The sequence below is a fragment of the Vibrio chagasii genome (genome assembly GCF_024347355.1).
Classification (GTDB): Bacteria; Pseudomonadota; Gammaproteobacteria; order Enterobacterales; family Vibrionaceae; genus Vibrio; species Vibrio chagasii.
On sequence record NZ_AP025465.1, the window covers coordinates 1767756 to 1786984 of the forward strand.

The window sequence follows — 19229 nt, forward strand, 5'->3', positions numbered from 1 at the left end:
GCTTTAGTTCATTAGTTGAGTAGGAGTTTCAATCGGGAAGTTCATGCGACCTTGAACTAACCATTCTTCGTCATGCGGCGTCAACTCAATGAACCACGGACCTTCTAAGTGATGATCCAGAGTCATTGTGTAGTTGCCTCTCGCATCAGCGGTTAGTAGCTGAGTGAAATCGCGGTCTGGTAGTGTTCTGTGAACAAACATTGCACTGATAGCAGGGAAGTGATCAAGTTTGCCTTTGTCTAATGTGATGATAACAGAGTTACCTCTCTCATTGAGCGAAGCTGATAGGCCCAGCTCTCTGGCGATATTTACTTTTGAAATGTCGACATTAATGCCTTTTCCTTTTTTATAGTAATCCTCAGTCACTAGGTCTACAGAGTTCTGTGTAAACACAATAACCGTCATAATGGTCCAAATAACTACTGTCGCTGGCAACGCGATTAAGAACCACGGCCAAAACTGTTTATACCAAGGCTTTACCATAAAAAAGATCTCAAAAAAGAATAAAAAGAAGAGGTTATAAAATAAAGGAAAGACAGCCTCTTAGAAAGAGGCTGTTATTGAAATGTTACTTATTATCTGAGTTGCTCAGGCTCCACACGTAAGATGAAACCAGTTGTACTTTGTCTTCGCCTAGAATGTCTTTCCAAGCAGGCATAACGCCAGAACGTCCGTACATAACTGTTTCAGTTACGTCTGCACGAGAATCGCCAAACAACCAATCGCGGTCAGTCAGATCAGGTGCGCCAACAGCAGGGTTACCCTTACCATCAGTACCGTGACACGCTGCACACACTACAAAGCGAGCTTTACCAGCTTCTGCTTCACGTGCGTTTACGCTACGACCAGAAAGGCTAAGAGTGTAGCTAACTACTTCTTTTACGCCTTCTTCGCCAAGCGCGTCTTTCCAGCCTGGCATTTGGCCAACACGACCGTGCATAATTGTTGTAACGATAGCCTCAGGTTCACCGCCATATAGCCATGCGTCATCAGTTAGGTTAGGGAAACCTTTCTGACCACGTGCATCAGAGCCGTGACACTGAGAACAGTTTTGCAAGAATAAACGTTGACCCACTTTGATTGCGTCAGCGTCTGATGCAATGTCAGGGATTGAACGTAAACCGTTTTCGTCGTGCGCTAGCTTTCTGAATGCTTCACCGAAGTAGGTGTCTGCATCATCAAGCTCTTTCGCGTACGCATCTAACTGTTTGTTTGCTTGCGCAGCAGCAATTGCAGAGCGAGACTCTTCAACGCTACGTACCGTTTGGTCTGAACTTGTCCAACCTAAAAGGCCTTTAAAGTTACCTAGGCCAGGGTATAGAGCAAGGTAAACCGCTGCAAAAACAATCGTACTGATGAAAAGGTATGTCCACCATTTTGGTAGTGGGTTGTTAAGCTCACGAATACCATCGTATTCATGGCCCATATCTTGACCTTCTTCTACGCCTGTTTTGTCTTTAAAACACCAACGAAGTAAGACAGCACAACCAATTAGGGTACCAATCGTAATCGCACTAACCCAGATACTCCAGAATGTACTCATTACTTTGTCACTCCTTCATTTTTAGAACTTGTTGCTGGCTCGTCGTCAGCAAACACTAGGTTCGCGTCTTCGTCGAAACGTGATTTACGGTTCTTGCCGTATGCCCACCAAACGATACCGATGAAGCAAGCAAAAACAGTCACAGTCCAAACACTTTGAAATGTAATAATGTCCATAATTATTCCTTATTTCATTGCGTGGCCAAGCGATTGAAGGTAAGCGATGATTGCATCCATCTCTGTTTTTCCTTCAACATCTTGTTTAGCGTTAGCAATTTGTTCGTCTGTGTAAGGAACACCAAATTGATTACGGAAGAGTTCAAGCTTCTGTTGAGTCAATTTGCCATCAAGTACATTTTCAGCAAGCCATGGGAAACCAGGCATGTTTGATTCAGGAACAAGTTCACGTGGGTCGATAAGGTGAACACGGTGCCACTCATCTGAGTAGCGATCACCAACACGCGCTAGATCAGGACCAGTACGCTTAGAGCCCCATAGGAATGGGTGTTCCCAAACACTTTCGCCAGCTACAGAGTAGTGGCCGTAACGTTCAGTCTCAGAGCGGAAAGGACGAATCATTTGGCTGTGACATACGTTACAACCTTCACGAATGTAGATATCACGACCTTCCATTTCCAAAGCAGAGTAAACACGTAGGTTTTCTACAGGTTCAGTTGTCTGCTTTTGGAAGATAAGAGGGGTAATCTCGACTAAAGCACCAAAACTGATAGCAATAACGATCAAGATCGCTAGTAAGCCAACGTTCTTCTCTACCAACTCATGGCGATTATTTGAATTTGAGCTCATTCTAAATCTCCTTAAGCCGGTTGAGGGATAGCTTTAAGGCTATCTTTAGGTGCAGAAACAGTTTTGTACGTGTTGTATGCCAATAAGAACATACCAGATAGGAAGATGAAACCACCTAGGAAACGTACAAAGTAGAACGGGTAAGACGCTTCTACAGATTCAACGAAGCTGTAAGTTAATGTACCGTCAGAGTTAACTGCACGCCACATCAGACCTTGCATCACACCAGAGATCCACATTGCAACAATGTAGAAAACCGTACCAATCGTTGCTAACCAGAAGTGAACATTGATTAGAGATACAGAGTACATGCGCTCTTGACCAAATAGCTTAGGAACTAAGTGGTAAACCGAACCGATAGAAACCATTGCAACCCAACCTAACGCACCAGAGTGAACGTGACCGATAGTCCAGTCCGTGTAGTGAGATAGTGCGTTAACCGTTTTGATTGCCATCATTGGGCCTTCGAAAGTCGACATGCCGTAGAATGATAGAGAAACGATTAGGAAACGTAGGATAGGGTCGTAGCGAAGCTTATGCCACGCACCAGACAGAGTCATGATACCGTTGATCATGCCACCCCAAGAAGGAGCAAACAGAACCAAAGACATAACCATACCTAGAGACTGAGTCCAGTCTGGAAGTGCAGTGTAGTGTAGGTGGTGAGGACCAGCCCAGATATACAGAGACACAAGTGCCCAGAAGTGAACGATCGACAAACGGTAAGAATAAACAGGGCGACCAGCTTGTTTAGGAACGAAGTAGTACATCATACCTAGGAAACCAGCTGTCAATAGGAAGCCTACCGCATTGTGTCCGTACCACCATTGCACCATTGCATCAATTGCACCTGAGTAAATCGAGTACGACTTAAACGCAGATACAGGAACAGCTAGGCTGTTAACGATGTGCAACACGGCAACCGTGATGATGAAGGCTCCGAAGAACCAGTTTGCTACGTAAATGTGTGATGTCTTACGTTTAATCATGGTTCCGAAGAACACGACCGCATAAGCTACCCACACAAGAGTAATAGCAATATCGATTGGCCATTCTAGTTCTGCGTATTCTTTACCAGAGGTCAAACCTAACGGTAAAGTAATTGCAGCGGACAGGATAATCGCTTGCCAACCCCAAAAGGTAAAGGCTACGAGAGGGCCACCAAAGAGACGCGTCTGACAAGTACGTTGCACAACATAATATGATGTTGCAAACAGCGCACTTGTACCGAACGCAAAAATAACCGCATTAGTATGCAGGGGACGTAAACGACTGTACGTCAACCACGGCGTATCAAAGTTTAGCTGTGGCCAAACTAATTGAGCGGCAATCAAAACACCAACGCCCATACCGACAATACCCCACAAAATTGTAACCAGGGTAAATTGACGGACGACCGTATAGTTGTAGTTTTGTTCAAGCTGCTTTTCTTGGCTCATTTGCATGCTTCCAATTTCTTATTTACTACACTTTACTTCCAACACGACTCACGTCGTAATGCCACCCAAATTAGAAAAGGAAATTCAGCCTATTCAGGACCTTATTTCCACTTGCTGATTTTAAAAAAAAGTGGCATTTTCAACGCGACACTATACTTGAATTAACAAATCAATGACAGAGTAGTAACCTTACGCTTGGTCTGGAATTGGATTTTTATTTAAAAACTTTGAACTTTGTAACAAGGAGTAAAGATTATAATGGCGGCACAAAAGCTAACAAAAGGCAGGCTTGTTCAAATTATCGTCATGTTGGTTATTTTAATAGCTGCATTTACTTGGAGAACAGTGACATACGATAATAACGAGACAATAACCTGTATCGTTTCAAAACCTTGTGAATTTGGTATTGATAATAATAATGTTTTGATTTCGGACGATAGCCAGGGGTATTCGATCGAAACATCTAAAACTGGCAAATTTATAATTAGCAATGAAGGAAGCGGAGTTTTAGAACCGAAAGGGGCTTCATCTTGGCTTTTACAAACCGATGATAAGAGCGCCTCAATAACGGTTACATTTCCACAACAGGTCATGACGTATACAGTAAACCTATCCAAAGAATAAAATGGAAAACTGAGCAACGCCTCGCTCTTTGATAGAAATATTGACTAAACCAGTGAAACCTTGTGCATTAAAGTGTTATAAAGAAGACATTAATAAAGTTTCCAGAAATCTATGAAATTTCTATCAAAAGTCTCTTATTCCCTAGACGATAAAATCGCAGTAGATGAACTGCTTCAAGGGGTAGAAAACCCTGAGAATATCGCTTGCCTCATTTGTTACTGCACAGAAGAGTACTCCACGCTCGCTGTGCAGAGATATTTCGTAGATGCGCTTCCCAACACTCCCATACACGGCTGTACCACCTGTCATGGAATAATGACGGAAACGGGCTTTCATTCAGGTCCAGCCATCGGTGTACTCATCATCTATGATTCAGGTATTAATGCCTACGGAACGGGTATTAAACACTTCAGCCAATCCATCGAGCAAAGCACCTTCGACGCGATAGATACAGCGCTTAGAAACGCAAATAGAGAAGGTGAGATCCCAGATTTAATCTTGCTTCATTCTACTCCTGGTAACGAGGAGAAAGTAATGGCAGCGATCGATACTAAGTTCGGGACTGAAGTTCCTATCATTGGTGGCAGTGCTGCCGATAATCAGGTATCTGGTAACTGGAGTATCTTTACCGAAGAGTCGCTTTCTATTAACGGGATCTCTTTAACGGTCTTTTTCGCCTCTCAATCCATCTATTCATCATTCAGTGCAGGTCACACGCCCACGCGTTACTCAGGTACCGTGACTAAAGTACGAAACAGAATCTTACTGGAGATAGACCATAGGCCAGCTGCTACGGTTTACAACGAGTGGACCAATTTCCACTTAGGGGGCAGCGCCGACGGCTATATCTTTGAAAAATCGTCTGTTTATCCTTTGGGAAGAAAAGTCGGTTCGTCTTACAACTATCCGTATTTCAAGCTTTCACACTCTATCCGAGAAACAGAGTGCGACGGAATCGAGTTATTTACCGACATCAACGAAGGCGACACCATATACTTAATGCAAGGTTCTAAGCAGCAGTTAATTAGCCGCGCCGCCAACATCATTCATTCGTCTTACTACAATGACATGGATCTGGAAGAGAAATTAGGTGCTATCAACATCTTTTGTGCTGGTCCAATGTTAAACCTTAAACAAGACATGGATGAGGTTTGTGAACAAATAAATCAAGCACTTAATGGGCTTCCTTACATATGCCCATTCACTTTTGGTGAGCAAGGAAGACTTTCTGGTGGAGAGAACGCACACGGTAACTTAATGGTGTCATCAGCAACGTTTTATAGGTTAAAAAAATAATGGGCTCTGAAGGTCAAGAAGCGCTGCAAGAAGCACGTATTGAACTACAAAAACTAAAAGCCCGTGAGAGAAAACTGGCTGAAGAGAATAGGGTGATCCTATCGACTATCTCTGCGATCAGTAAGGCGAGTAACATCTCTGAGATATTTTCTAGTCTCGAGTTTGTATTGAAAAAATACATTAAATTCGACGACTTTATCGTAGTCTCAAGAGTAGGGAATGAAGGAAATTTCAAGACTCTACTGACCAACAATAAAGTCTTTGAAGAGATGATCTGGAACGATCATGGCAAGCTATCTCGAGTCATCAATGGTGAATGCGCCATCCTTTTTGAACCCAAATCTCTGGGTGAATTTAACACTTTGCATCCCATTGTTCTCGACCAAATTAATTCTGTTTTGATTACTGGTATCGACAGCGGACTAACACAATCGGTCATTATTTTTATTCACTCGAATACCAAACATTTTAGCATCGAAACTAAAGCGACTTTGAACCGGTTCCGTCCTCTGATTGAGCGAGCGGTTTTCGACATAGAGAACAAAGAAAAGCTTGAAGCGACAGTTAGAGAACGAACCGCCGAGCTTGTCACTGCAAGGAAAGACGCAGAAAGAGCCAACAAAGCCAAGTCAGAATTCCTGGCCATGATGAGCCACGAGTTAAGAACGCCATTGAACGCCATCATTGGGCTAATCGACACCTTGAAATCGACTCAACTAACGTCAGAACAACAGTCTATACTGCTTAATATGAGCACATCGTCTGAACTTCTGTTAGCGATCATCAGTGATGTATTGGACTTTTCCAAAATTGAATCTGGTTGTTTCTCATTGGCGCCACAATGGAGCAACGTAAGAGACACTGTAACTTTTGTTTTATCAGAACAAACAAAGGCTGCAGACGACAAAGGTCTAAAGCTCACGGTGTCTAGCGATATCCCGGATGGTGAACTTCACTATATAGACCCAAGCCGCTTAGCGCAGATATTGTTTAACCTTATCGGAAATGCCATCAAGTTTACGGAGCGCGGGCACGTCCATGTTTCTATCAAATACCAGCAGAGCTCGTTCTATATAACAGTTGAAGACACCGGAATTGGAATTAGCTCACAGCAGCTATCATCGTTATTCAGTCCATTTGTGCAAGCAGATAGCACAATAACGCGAAGGTTCGGCGGCACAGGCTTAGGTTTAGCGATCACCAAGCGCTTAGTTGAGTTGATGCGTGGGCGAATCTCAGTCGAAAGTGAACCAGGAAAAGGCTCTAAGTTCGAGGTTCAATTGCCAGTGCTCACCAGAGTGACTAACAATTGCAATCAACTGGAAGATGATGTCTGCTCAAGAGAGCTCAGAAGTCGATATTCAGTGCTGGTTGTTGAAGACAACCCAACAAACCAAATGGTGATTAAGCTCATTCTAACAAGACAGGGGCATGAAGTTTTCATCGCAAGTAATGGTGAAGAAGCAATAGGCTTTATACAAGACAACAAAGATTTCATAGACATTATCCTGATGGACGTTTCAATGCCGGTCATGGATGGTTTAACCACAACCAAACATATGAGAAAGGCAAACATCCAAACACCAATCGTGGCTCTGACAGCACACACATCCGTTGAAGATAAATGTTCATGTTTAGATGTTGGTATGAATGATTTCGTGACCAAACCAGTAAGAACAAAAGAAATAACAGAAGCTATAGATAGGCTAATGCTTGAGATCTAATAAACGTATTCTTAATCGAAGATTAGGAAATATGTTTATTAGGTATTTTATGGTAAATAGTCATTATGGTTAAATACACAGTATTATTGGCTATAAAACGAAGGTAGGGCATCAGATATTGAGCTCTGCCTTATGATTACCGAACCACATTTAACATAATATACATAATACGCATAAAATCTGGGAGACTTATTAGCCTTATACTTGGCAGATTTCACGTACAGAACCACTTAATTTATTTCGCTTAACCATTTTTATGGGTTTGACTACACGTTGAATCAAATTAACTCTTTAACTCTTTAACTCTTTAACTCTTTAACTCTTTAACTCTTTAACTCTTAGATGCTATCCATTCAATATTTAACTTTCTACAGCCGACGGCTACACATTGCTTGTGTAAGTTATGAAAATGTAATCCTATTGTTGTGCTTTCAGATTTTACACACGCTACATACATAACATCTAGAAACTTGGTTTCAATTGAGAATCCTGTTTCATCTTCCAACTGCAACTGCAACTGATCAAGCATTCGAAAACTCCAACAGATTACTGAAACCTAATCTGACTTGCTGATGTGGACTCTTTCAAGTTGAGTTCGTTTCAAGCTCTCTCCATTAGCGTAGCTCTAGTTACTTAAGGTTCCATGAGCTTGTCTCTGAAACCCAAACGAAATTATGAACAAGCTACATTGAATTCAAAGTATGTCCGCAGCTAATTTCACAGGTTACAAGTTGACAATAAGTGACAACGCAACGCACTTCCGATTCACTACGTTCTGGAATGGTCATTACGCCTTGTCTTACAACTGAGATATTGACACTTCTATTATCTACAAGCTCTTAAAATCAGATATTTAGACAGATTTCGTATTAACTAAGAGGATTCATCTGACCTGTCTGATCTCAGCTATAACCTAGTTGGAGGCTACGAATTCAATACTCATGATGTTGTTAAGTTAGGACTAGAAGCCGAATACCGAAAAATTGGTAAGGTAAGCTATAGCGATTCGATGGATATCGAAGGTCAGGCTTTCTTCGTCAACGTTAAGCCAAAATTCATTGTTAAAGGAGATGAGTTAGATTTATACGTATCACTATTAGCTGGTGTTGGCTCGATGGATATGGACGTAAAAATGTCCGGAACCGCGGAATCTAAATCAGAAGCAGCTTACCAAGTTGGTGCAGAGCTTGGTGCGATAGTCTCAGACAATATCGACATCCACCTTGGCTACCGAAATGCACGTGTTGAAATCTACGATGTCGATGTTTCTTCACAAACCGCTTATATTGGTGCGCGATACAAGTTTTAACCCCTTCGAATAACCGTTAGCCCACTCTAGCAAAGCCTTCCTCTCTAAAGTGGGCGTTACTCGGTCCTTTATCTTGACTAAATCGGCCTATAAAAGTTACGTTGTATCTTATTTTGTGTAGGTATAGGAAGTTTAAGGGACTACGTTTTGCAAAATAAACCACCTAAACAGCCCACTATTTCGTGTTTAAATTTTGATCTATCAAACAGTTATAATTGAAAATAAGGTGATTAAGCAATCAAATGCTGTGCATTCGGAGTTGCATTACCAATTAAAGTGTTAACATCAGGAAATGTTGTAAACTAGGTGTTTGATATGTTGCCTAAACTTTATAAGTTCAGATCGCTCCACGATAGAAACATACAATCTATATCCGAGTGTTCGTTGTGGTTTGATTACGCTAAATCCTTTAACAACCCTTTTGATTCTAACCACATCTTCAGCCAGTGCCTTCAAAATGATTTTAAGGTGATGTGTTTCTCGCAGTCCAGCGACCACCCTATACTGTGGTCTCAGTATGGTGACAACTTCAAAGGTATGTGTATTGAGTATGACCTTAACTATTATGAGGGTTACGCGAACCTAAATTGCTTTGAGGTTCAATATGAAGACCATCCAAACAATATCTGTTTGCCTTTGTTAGAGAAGTTACCGCCATTAAGCTTAGGTACCGAACTCTTTAAGGTAAAGCACTCTAATTGGCGCTATGAGCGTGAATATCGCTGGGTACTTCCTAAGGAAGAGCTCGAAGGCAATAAACTGTTTCTTAACAAACAATGCCTTACTTCAGTCATTCTCTCAGAGCATGCTCCAGCGGATAGAAAGCTTAAACTGTTAATGACATGCCAACGCCTAGGTATTCCAGTCAAACAAGCAATGGCCAAACAGGACTCATTCACGTTTGAAGTGGTTTGCTAAACAGCCACTGTTGGTAAGTCAGGCTTTGTCATAACCCACATAAAGTGACAGTGCAACTTAAAAGAAAGAGCCACACAAGTGTGGCTCTCTTCATTACATCTTATCGGTTATTTTACCTGGTACCCTATTCTGCATTTGCTCAATCGTCATCGCTGACATTTGAACATTGGAAAACCAATAGGGTCTGTGCTTAACATTGAACAAATCACTATTATCCAGCGCTTCAAAAATAGAGAACTTTCTCCCTTGGGCTAACGCAGCTCCGTAAAGGGTTCTTTCTAGCGCTGGTATGTCATTTACTTCCTCTAACAACGCTCGCTTTATAAACTGGTTGGTTGGGCTCCAGTCAATAAATTCGACAAGCTTCTTAATTAGCTTGAGTTCGAGTTGCTCTATCATCGACTCTAGAAATTGCGTATTTGGGATGACTTCAGCGCAAGCATAATACTCTTCATGCTTATCACTCGCATCACGATAGCCGATCATGGTTTTAACCAAAGCATCTTCGAATGTCGAAGAGAAATGATTACAAATCAGAAATAAAGGTAAGACTCTCAGTACACCTAAAAGAATTCCAACATTTGGATCTTTAACGGACGTTTCTTGTAACCTCATGCGCGTAGTATTCGAGGTCACCACCAAATGTTGCCAAACCTTCGGTACGATATGTTTAATGTTGTTGTCATTCCACTTAATCAGTTGCTGACTCATTAGTAATGGAAACAACAAACGGCAGTTCTCGATACCGATTTGCCTTGCCGCAACTTTGGGGTCGAGAATGATTTTAGATTTCTTACCGTACTTTTCTGTGAACTCTCGGTTAGACACAAACTCAACAAGGCTAGAGCTAAGCGCCCTGCTTTCTGATGATATTTTGTGTAACTTTGAAAAGTTTAAAGATGGAGAATACCCAACACTTGCGAACTGATTGTAATCGGGTAATTGGGTAAATAAGGAGCTTATGAGTGTGCCTTGAAGCTTCTCTAACATAAGTGCAGAGGCGGCGTCACTCACATCATCAATGACGTAACGCAGTGTCTGTTGTTTGGCCGCTACCTTCTCGCGTTTGGCATTTACTCTGTCTTGCTCACAGCGCAATAGAATGCGCTGATTATGTGAAATTCGATCCGCTTCATCAAAGATTACGCTCTCGCAATATCTATTCTCTAAGCTAAGTAGCGTGTCGACCTTTGATTGGTCGAGTTTATATTTTGTGGATATCAACCATTTAGTAAAACGAGCCTCAACGTTAATTGAAACTTTTCTAGAGATCTCTATGACTTCTGGGGTGTAATTTTTATTTGCTAACAACAACCGAGACTTTCCTTTGCCCTAATCTTCTTTTGGCAGCATATGCTGACTTTATAAGTGAGCTAAATATTAATAGAAATTAGAGATTGGTTCACGAAATTGTTTAATTAAAATTATAAATATTTAGTTATAGTGTATTAGAGCAATTATTCTGATATGTGAATACGAATGTATTTCTCAGGAAAGCTGTACTTGAACTTTTTACGTTTAGGCAGATGCTTTTTAGCTTCTTTGCAGATTTTGCTATCCCCAGAGGTTCTGATCTTTTTGATTCTTGCATAGCCTTTGGCGTGCTTCATCTCAATCATAAGATCACAATATCCTTCTAGCTCAATATGACTCTTACTAAGCCCTTTAAGGACAGAGGTCTTAATCTTCTTTGCTACTGGGTTAATCAAGGAATCGTCGGAAAGTGTTAGTGGTGACAAAAAGCACAATAAAATTACAAGATATCTCATACTGTTCTCTTTTAGTTAAAATTGAAAACAGTATGCAGATAATGGAGAGATGTTTAGGATTAACTTAGTATGATGTTGTATTGGATAACACGTAATTATCGAAAATTAAGCTTTCTTTGAGCCTTTAGACTTGAATCCGTTATGCGGGAACACATTGCGAATGCGTTGCTGTACGTTTTTAGGTACGTCCTTAGTGAACTTCAAGTTATAGCCAGAACGTTTCGCATACACTTTTAATTCGCCCTTAAACGCATTGTTGTGGCCGATCTCTTGAAGGTTGTGCTTAAAACTCGGCGGAAGATGACCTTTAACCTGCTCAATAGCGCCATCATTGAATTTAATTTTCAGGACGGGTCTATCTACAGCGACCAACCAAAATACCAACACTGCACCGATTAAGATTACATACATCATAACGTCACCACTAATATTGATGGTTACTTATCGTCAGAAAGAAGCTTGCTTAAATCTTCTTTAAGGCTCGTTACCGTTTTACTCGCCTGTTCGCTGCGTGATGCTTCACTCACCAAATATTCAATGGCGTCAGACAAGGTACAACCTAGCTCATTCGCTCTTTGGGATAGCTTTTCCCAGACGCGATAATCGAGGTCGATTGATTTCTTTTTGGTATGAACTTGTTCAGCGTTAAAGTGGCGTTTGCGCTTCGCCCTAATCGCCTGTTTGAGCTTATTGTCGAGCTCTGGAGACATGTTGTCTGATATCCACTCAAGCACACCTGTAGGTTGGTGTTCGAGCTTTAATAACGCCTGAATAGCGACGTCAGCTTCACTTGAATCAATGTGGCAGGTGATCAATTCGCCTTCTTTCCATTTTTTGACCAGATAGTTCCATTTCCAACCACATTCTAAGTTTTCAAGTTGCTGATATTTCATGTCTAATCTCGAGTGTTAATCCTAGTGACAGCGTAACCCAAAATGGGCGATTTAACAATTATTGTCTTGAAAGAATAGACCAAGATCATACTTATATTAGTCCAGTGATCGGTAACGTCCATATAGAGCTACAAGCGAGATCGGTTTTTCTATATACTCCCTACCTCATTATCATAATCAGAAACTTAAATGACTCAAGTAGATTGGCGACATGTTACGCCTCAGTACGACGAATATAGCGCTCAATTAGAGCAATTCCATGACATCTCGCCTCTCCCATTTTCAGATATTCAACACAGATTCAGAGACGCGTTGACTCGCTTTGTCCGCTTATCAAACCTTTCACGTGTTTTGTTAGTCAACTCTCCGGACAACTCGATCTATCGCCAAATGATCGTTGAGTCTTTAGTCGCTGAGCTGAATGACGATGCACAGCCCGTTATCAAAACCGAATCGTTGAATGCAATTTCTCTGTTTGACCAAGTTCAGTCTAGAGATGGAAAAGTCATCGCGACGAAACCTGGTCTACTCACCAGAGCAAACAACGGCTACTTGATCGTATCTGCAAATTTGATTCTTGCTAATCCGGGTAGCTGGTTATTATTAAAATCTGCGCTTCTTGGCGAAGCTGTCGAACCAATCAGCAGTAACCCTGAGCACTTGAATCAATCACCAACGCTTCCTCTTACATACAACATCAAATTGATTGTCGTTGGAGACAGAGCGCAACTCGGTGACCTTGATTACTTGGATAGCGATATTCAAACCGGTTTTTGTCTTTTTAGTGAAATTGAACAAGACATTAAACTTTCTGAAGAGACTTTGACTCAATATCTAGGGTATCTGAAGTGGCTTCAGCAGCGTTACGAACTGCCGAATATGACTCAACAAGCGTTGACGGCGATTTTGACCGCAGGCGCCCGAGAAACAGAAGATCAAAGTTACATTCCATTGTGTCCGATTTGGCACAACGCGCTACTGAATGAAGCGCTGATTGAAGCCAATAACGGCGAGATTGATATTCAGCATATCCAACAAGCTCAACAGCATAAATACAATCGAGAATCATACCTACCAGAGCGCGCACTTGATGATATTCGAGATGGCCAAGTCATCATCGAAACTGAAGGTGAACAAGTGGGCCAAGTGAACGGCCTAACCGTTATCGATGTTCCAGGTCACCCAATCTCTTATGGTGAACCTGCACGTATTTCGTGTGTCATTCACTTTGGCGATGGCGATATTGCCGATGTTGAACGTAAAGCTGAGCTTGGTGGCAACCTGCATGCGAAAGGCATGATGATCATGCAAGCGTTCGTTAGCAGTGCGCTAAACCTTGAAGATCCATTGCCATACGCTGCGTCTGTCGTGTTTGAACAATCGTATTGCGAAGTTGATGGCGACAGTGCTTCACTTGCTGAGCTGTGTTCTCTAGTGAGCGCACTATCTGAATACCCTATCGACCAACAAATCGCTGTAACGGGTGCTGTCGACCAATTTGGTCGTGTGCAAGCGGTTGGTGGCCTCAATGAGAAGATCGAAGGTTTCTACCATGTTTGTAAGCATCAAGGCCTAACAGGCAAACAAGGCGTGATACTTCCAAGGTCTAATTTGAGACATCTTGCACTGAAACCGGATCTTATCGAAAGCATCAAAAACGAAGAATTTCACATCTGGTCTGTGTCAAATGTAGACGAAGCTATTCCTCTAATTATGAACAAACCATTTAGAGACGATGAAGAAGAAAGCGTTCTTAGCAAAATCGCGGAACGTATTGAAAACTTTGAAAGACATGAGCACCCAATGGGAATTGTGGGACGCATCAAAAACTGGTTTGTCTAGTACTGATCGGACTTGTTTAGCGTACACCTGTTCACTAATATGCACCTATCAAAAATCGGAGTAATTGATAATGCAAAACAAACGTGATTCTTACACTCGCGAAGAGCTTCTAGCTTCAAGCCAAGGCGAACTATGGCCACAAGGCCCTCAACTACCAGCACCAAACATGTTGATGATGGACCGCATCACTAAAATGTCTGAGACTGAAGGTGATTTCGGTAAAGGTTTGGTTCTTGCTGAGCTCGATATTACTCCTGACCTATGGTTCTTTGATTGTCACTTCCCTGGTGACCCAGTAATGCCTGGTTGTCTAGGTCTAGACGCTATGTGGCAGCTGGTTGGTTTCTACCTTGGTTGGGTTGGCGGCGCAGGTAAAGGCCGTGCTCTAGGTGTTGGTGAGGTTAAATTCACAGGTCAAATCCTACCTACAGCGAAAAAAGTAACGTACGAGATCCATATGAAGCGCGTTGTTAACCGTCGTCTAGTTATGGGCCTTGCAGACGGTCGTGTGCTTGTTGATGGCAAAGAGATCTATGTTGCTAAAGATTTGAAAGTTGGCCTTTTCCAAGATACATCAGCATTCTAATTAGATAGTTAGATTCGAATAAAGCAGCCAATGGCTGCTTTATTTTTGCCTCCAAAACATTTAGTTATAGTGCATTAAGGTTCGGATTAATTGAGATATCGCGTCCACCAGCTATGAATGAAACATGAATATCATAGAAACATTGCTCTTGGCCGTTTCGCCGTTTGCAAACTTTACCTCCCCCTAAAAACTAACAAGGCCCCATTGTATTTAAAACAATGGAGCCCTGACCTTGAATTCGTTGCGCTCTATCTACTTGTAGAGACCTGCTTGTTTATCATCTCTGGCATCTCGCCAGCCACCTAACCAATAAGACCGAGAATCCATTTGGCTATATGGGCAAGCTTCTTGTGACCTACCGTTTAAACCAGCTTTATAGCCTTGAGATTGTGCTCGTTCTAGTCGATCACGCTTTTGTCTCTTCATAGTGCAGTCCTCATACGGGTATTTCGATTTACTAACATACAATGATTACAACTTTGCGGAGTTTTTGTGACTCCAAGTCTAAGAATTGACCAATTTTTCGATTTTCTCAAGGCGAAAAAAAGCCCGAGTTCAGAATTGTGAACTCGGGCTCAAGAGAAAAAATTATTTAAATTTTCTACGGAACCCTAACAGACCAAGCACAGTCAAAGTTAACCAACCTAGGCTACCACCTTGACGATCGACTTTCTCTGAGTCAGCACTACGAGCTTGAATATCAGCTTGAGTTTTACCAGCGATAGGAACAAGTTTAACCGCTACAACCTCCTCTACCGCATTAGATGACGCGCCACCACAGTATGAGTTGTGAGACGTTGTATCATAAGGCTGAGCTGTTCCACCAACAGTACACTTAATCGCAGTCGCTGAAATTACACCAGCATCGTTAATGTCGGTTGCATCGATGATTCTAAACTTGTTGTTTTCACCAGAGGCATTACCATCATTGGTTAGATCATCTAGCCACCAAGCTTTGTTATCAAACAGCGCAATTCTTGACGAGTCAGTGCCATTTGCTTGATACGGGTAAATAAAACCACGATGTCTACGTTCACTACCTTCAACTTCACGAGTCGTTTCCGCATCAATCTGGCCTACAAATTCATTGTAGTTATTTACCGCTTTAGCTTCGCCACTTGAGCCACTAAAGAAAATTCCGCCAGACAAGAAAGTTGCTGTTGGGTTTGTCGCATCCGTTACAACAAAAATCTTATTACCTGCACTGCCGTTCTCCGGTACATAGCCATTACGTTTGGCATAACCAACTGCGAACAAGTTGTCGTTAATATCCGTCGCAACAGAGTTACTGTATCTCGCATCGTCGTTAGACGAGCCAGACTTAACTTCTGCACCACTAATCTCTTTAGTTGTCCATGTATTATTACTATCTGTTAGATCCAGAGACTTACTAATGAATACAGAAGCATTCATATCTTGTAGGTCACCATTACCATCAGCCGTATTATAGCCTACGCCGTAAAAAACAGAGTTAGATTCAACAATTGAACGCATGCTACCTTGAGCAAAGTAATCGCCTTGTTTGGCGTCACCGCTGCGAATCCAATCGATTTCTTTGGTTGTAGTACCGTCCCAGATCGCCGCTTTCGAACTGAACGCATTGTATGGCTTAGATGTGTCCGTTGCCCCTTGGTCTACCGACACACTACCTACATTGTAAACAGTACCATTACTTGCTGTAATCGCTTTCCATGCACGCGTTTCAGAAGTGCCCTTAGGACCAGTTGCTGTCGTAAATATCGCATTGTTGCGGATATCACCTTCAGATTTAACGCCTAATGGCTGCGCTGCATCATCAAGTGAGTTAATCACCGTATTGCGATTTTCAAATGTAGTACCACCTTCAACAAATGCCTTAGCATTGACGTAACTTGGATCATCTTTTTCTTTAATCCACGTATCGTTCCAACGATTTTTAGCCCAGCTCTCACACGTAGAATATCTAAGCTCTCGATAACAATAGTTTTCGAAATCAACAAACTCTTGGATGTATTGGAATGGAGCATCCATTGCGAAAGGCACTTCTTCGCGATAGCTTACCGCTTCAACCGTATTTCGAGTTTCACCAGCAAGTTTGAATGTAGTGTCAGCACAGTTTGTTGCCGCTGAGTCAAAACATCCTAGTGCAAGGTCATTCGTTCCGTCGGTAGCACTACCAGGCTGGATCGCTACACCGAAGATTTCAGATGCACCGGTAATCGAAGGCGTTACCTCAACTACCTTATAAAGCGCAGCGTTGGCATTAGTTGCAGCCAAAACTAGGGCTCCAACTGTCGTTAATTTAAATTTAGTACAAGTCATTATTACTTCTTAACTTTCCTGTTGTAGTGCCTCGAGCTCTTCCCAGCGCTCAAATGCAACTTCAAGCTCCTGCTCTGTCGCAGTTAGCTTATCTAAAACTGGCTGTGTCTGCTCTACAGATTTCGAAAAGAAGCTTGGATCGTTAACTTCTTCCTGAAGAGCTTCAATTTGTGTTTCCAATTCTTCTAAACGTTGTGGTAACGCTTCTAGCTCTCGCTGTAGCTTATACGATAACTTCTTAGGTTTAGCTTTAACTGGTGCAGTTTTGGGAGTTTCCTCAACTACTTTCGCTGGCTTTGATGGCTTTTCAACCTGTCGGTATTCAAGTGCCTGCTTTCTTTGTTGTTGAGCATCGTGATAGCCACCAACAAATTCTTCAATCACGCCGTTGCCTTCGAAGATCCAACTTGTCATCACTGTATTATCTACAAACTGACGATCGTGGCTTACTAAAAGAAGCGTACCCTGATAGTTGGCAAGCAAATCTTCTAAAAGTTCCAAAGTTTCGATATCTAGATCGTTGGTTGGCTCATCGAGAATCAGCAAGTTGTTCGATTTAAGGAAAATACGAGCTAATAACAGGCGGTTTTTCTCACCACCAGACAGCGCTTTAACAGGAGTACGAGCACGTTTAGGAGAGAATAAGAAATCTTGTAGGTAGCTAAGCGCATGACGCTCACGGCCACCTACTGTTACTTCTTGCTTACCATCCGCTAGGTTATCGATAACCGACTTCTCTGGGTCAAGGATTTCACGGTATTGGTCAAAGTACGCCACTTCAAGTTTCGTACCGCAATGCAAACGACCAGAATCAGGTTTTAGCTGGTCAAGAAGCAACTTAAGAACCGTACTCTTACCACAACCATTCGGACCAATCAGTGCAATACGATCGCCACGCATGATGTTGAAGCTAAAGTCTTTAACGATCTGTTTGCCTTCGAAACCAAAGTTAATGTTCTCAGCTTCAAATACAATCTTACCTGAACGCTGAGCATCATCGATTTGGATAACCGCTTTGCCCTGCACTTCACGACGATTCAAACGCTCTTCACGTAGCTTCTTAAGCGCACGTACACGACCTTCGTTACGAGTACGACGAGCTTTGATACCCTGTCGAATCCATACTTCTTCCTGAGCGAGCTTTTTATCGAATTCAGCGTTCTGCATTTCTTCAACGCGAAGCGCTTCTTCTTTCTCAACTAGGTAATTTTCGTAATCACCAGGGAAAGAACTCAATTTACCGCGATCAAGGTCGACGATACGCGTAGCCATCGACTTAATGAACGCACGGTCGTGCGAGATAAAGATGATTGAACCACGGAAGTCTTTAAGGAAGCCTTCTAACCATTCAATAGTAGCAACATCCAAGTGGTTCGTCGGTTCGTCGAGTAGAAGCACGTCAGGGTCACACACAAGCGCACGAGCAAGGGCTGCTTTACGTTGCCAACCACCAGAAAGGTCTGTCAGTTTAGTTTCGGCAGTCAGCTTTAGAGCGCCCAGAACATTCGTTACACGGTCTTCAAAGCGCCATGCATTAGCGTGATCCAACTGTTCTTGTACACGAGTAAGGCGGTTTAGATTCTTTTCACTAGGGTCGGTTGCGATCAGATCAAGAAGATCATGATAGATCTTTAGCTGCTCGCCAATCTCTGCTAAGCCACCAGCCACATAATCATATACTGTGCCTTCTTCGTTACGCGGTGGATCTTGTTCCAAGCGAGAAACAACCACATCTTGAGTGATTTGCATCTTGCCGTCGTCCATGATGATGCTGCCAGATAGCACTTTCATCAACGTAGACTTACCGGCACCATTGCGCCCTACTAAACAAACACGCTCATTTTCTTGCAGTGCGAAGTCTGCACGGTCTAATAATGGGTGATCGCCAAACGCTAACTGCCCATTATGAATTGTAAGTAATGCCATTCTTCTTTAACCAATCATTAAGTTCTAACAAGCCAAATGGCCAGTTAAGCTCTGAGTGTTGAGAACCGTCAGAGCTTTCAAATTTAAGCACCGGAATAGTGACCCCGTAACGGGAAAAGAGCTCATCATCGAATGCAATATCAACAACATTGACATGATGGCTAATGTTTAACTGTTCCGTGAGTTGGAATGCCATCTCACATAGATGGCACCCTTCTGTACTGTATAGAGTCAGCACTATATATCCTTATAC

At 42.3% G+C, this 19229-nt stretch carries 20 protein-coding genes and 1 pseudogene; 7 read left to right on the forward strand and 14 right to left on the reverse strand.

The genetic code is table 11. From position 1 onward, the window contains the following. Positions 1-3: 3 nt before the first annotated feature. The 5 genes from OCV52_RS08330 to ccoN form a co-directional block, all read right to left on the reverse strand. Positions 4-483, reverse strand: coding sequence for a FixH family protein (locus tag OCV52_RS08330; RefSeq protein WP_137406454.1), 480 nt, complete (start codon positions 481-483; stop codon positions 4-6). Between the two features lie 85 nt (positions 484-568). Further along, a complete protein-coding gene (gene ccoP, locus OCV52_RS08335; protein WP_061033419.1) occupies positions 569-1543 on the reverse strand; it encodes a cytochrome-c oxidase, cbb3-type subunit III in 975 nt (324 codons plus the stop codon). Beyond that, entirely contained in the window at positions 1543-1719 is a 177-nt protein-coding gene (locus OCV52_RS08340) for a CcoQ/FixQ family Cbb3-type cytochrome c oxidase assembly chaperone (RefSeq protein ID WP_004742291.1), read from the reverse strand. Before OCV52_RS08340 ends, ccoP begins: the two co-directional genes overlap by 1 nt. A gap of 9 nt (positions 1720-1728) precedes the next feature. Further along, the gene (gene ccoO / locus OCV52_RS08345; RefSeq protein ID WP_004742292.1) at positions 1729-2349 is read right to left on the reverse strand and encodes a cytochrome-c oxidase, cbb3-type subunit II; all 621 of its coding nucleotides are present in this window, start codon (positions 2347-2349) and stop codon (positions 1729-1731) included. A gap of 11 nt (positions 2350-2360) precedes the next feature. Further along, positions 2361-3794: a cytochrome-c oxidase, cbb3-type subunit I gene (ccoN, locus tag OCV52_RS08350; protein ID WP_008221953.1), complete on the reverse strand. Its 1434-nt coding sequence runs from the start codon at positions 3792-3794 to the stop codon at positions 2361-2363. Positions 3795-4046: 252 nt separating this feature from the next. Between ccoN and OCV52_RS08355 the strand changes: the two genes are divergently transcribed. From OCV52_RS08355 to OCV52_RS08365, 3 genes are all read left to right on the forward strand, one after another. Further along, a complete protein-coding gene (locus OCV52_RS08355) occupies positions 4047-4412 on the forward strand; it encodes a hypothetical protein (protein ID WP_116870582.1) in 366 nt (121 codons plus the stop codon). 111 nt (positions 4413-4523) lie between these two features. After that, positions 4524-5708 carry an FIST signal transduction protein gene (locus OCV52_RS08360; RefSeq protein WP_137406455.1) on the forward strand — a complete coding sequence of 395 codons (1185 nt, stop codon included), beginning with the start codon at positions 4524-4526 and terminating at the stop codon, positions 5706-5708. Beyond that, a complete protein-coding gene (locus OCV52_RS08365; RefSeq protein WP_137406456.1) occupies positions 5708-7432 on the forward strand; it encodes an ATP-binding protein in 1725 nt (574 codons plus the stop codon). The genes OCV52_RS08360 and OCV52_RS08365 overlap by 1 nt, the downstream gene beginning before the upstream one ends. A 331-nt stretch (positions 7433-7763) precedes the next feature. Here OCV52_RS08365 and OCV52_RS08370 read toward each other — a convergent pair whose 3' ends face one another. Then, positions 7764-7961, reverse strand: a complete 198-nt coding sequence (locus tag OCV52_RS08370) for a hypothetical protein (RefSeq protein WP_137406457.1) — start codon at positions 7959-7961, stop codon at positions 7764-7766. Between the two features lie 348 nt (positions 7962-8309). On the opposite strand from OCV52_RS08370, the pseudogene OCV52_RS08375 reads away from it, so the two are divergent. After that, positions 8310-8741: pseudogene (locus OCV52_RS08375) on the forward strand (outer membrane beta-barrel protein); the annotation flags it as partial. Positions 8742-9056: 315 nt separating this feature from the next. Further along, positions 9057-9659: a DUF2971 domain-containing protein gene (locus OCV52_RS08380; RefSeq protein ID WP_137406458.1), complete on the forward strand. Its 603-nt coding sequence runs from the start codon at positions 9057-9059 to the stop codon at positions 9657-9659. 93 nt (positions 9660-9752) lie between these two features. Here OCV52_RS08380 and OCV52_RS08385 read toward each other — a convergent pair whose 3' ends face one another. The 4 genes from OCV52_RS08385 to matP form a co-directional block, all read right to left on the reverse strand. Next, positions 9753-10973, reverse strand: coding sequence for a hypothetical protein (locus OCV52_RS08385; RefSeq protein ID WP_137406459.1), 1221 nt, complete (start codon positions 10971-10973; stop codon positions 9753-9755). A gap of 143 nt (positions 10974-11116) precedes the next feature. Further along, complete coding sequence (locus OCV52_RS08390) at positions 11117-11428, reverse strand: hypothetical protein (protein WP_137406460.1); 312 nt, start codon at positions 11426-11428, stop codon at positions 11117-11119. Positions 11429-11533: 105 nt separating this feature from the next. Then, positions 11534-11842 (reverse strand): DUF3634 family protein, encoded by a 309-nt coding sequence (locus tag OCV52_RS08395; protein WP_061033439.1) that lies wholly within the window; start codon positions 11840-11842, stop codon positions 11534-11536. Positions 11843-11865: 23 nt separating this feature from the next. Next, positions 11866-12321 (reverse strand): macrodomain Ter protein MatP, encoded by a 456-nt coding sequence (gene matP, locus OCV52_RS08400; protein ID WP_137406461.1) that lies wholly within the window; start codon positions 12319-12321, stop codon positions 11866-11868. Between the two features lie 189 nt (positions 12322-12510). On the opposite strand from matP, the gene OCV52_RS08405 reads away from it, so the two are divergent. Both OCV52_RS08405 and fabA read left to right on the forward strand, forming a co-directional pair. Further along, complete coding sequence (locus tag OCV52_RS08405; protein ID WP_137406462.1) at positions 12511-14163, forward strand: AAA family ATPase; 1653 nt, start codon at positions 12511-12513, stop codon at positions 14161-14163. Positions 14164-14233: 70 nt separating this feature from the next. Then, a complete protein-coding gene (fabA, locus tag OCV52_RS08410; protein WP_137406463.1) occupies positions 14234-14749 on the forward strand; it encodes a bifunctional 3-hydroxydecanoyl-ACP dehydratase/trans-2-decenoyl-ACP isomerase in 516 nt (171 codons plus the stop codon). A 252-nt stretch (positions 14750-15001) separates the two neighbouring features. Here the strand turns inward: fabA and rmf are convergent, their stop codons facing one another. The 4 genes from rmf to OCV52_RS08430 form a co-directional block, all read right to left on the reverse strand. Continuing rightward, a complete protein-coding gene (rmf, locus tag OCV52_RS08415) occupies positions 15002-15175 on the reverse strand; it encodes a ribosome modulation factor (protein WP_004742306.1) in 174 nt (57 codons plus the stop codon). A 162-nt stretch (positions 15176-15337) separates the two neighbouring features. Beyond that, complete coding sequence (locus OCV52_RS08420) at positions 15338-17050, reverse strand: DUF3466 family protein (RefSeq protein ID WP_137406464.1); 1713 nt, start codon at positions 17048-17050, stop codon at positions 15338-15340. A gap of 9 nt (positions 17051-17059) precedes the next feature. Next, on the reverse strand, positions 17060-18976 hold the full coding sequence (locus OCV52_RS08425) for an ABC transporter ATP-binding protein (RefSeq protein WP_102423073.1): 1917 nt from the start codon (positions 18974-18976) through the stop codon (positions 17060-17062). Further along, entirely contained in the window at positions 18954-19172 is a 219-nt protein-coding gene (locus OCV52_RS08430; protein ID WP_004742309.1) for a glutaredoxin family protein, read from the reverse strand. The genes OCV52_RS08425 and OCV52_RS08430 overlap by 23 nt, the downstream gene beginning before the upstream one ends. Positions 19173-19229: the final 57 nt, after the last annotated feature.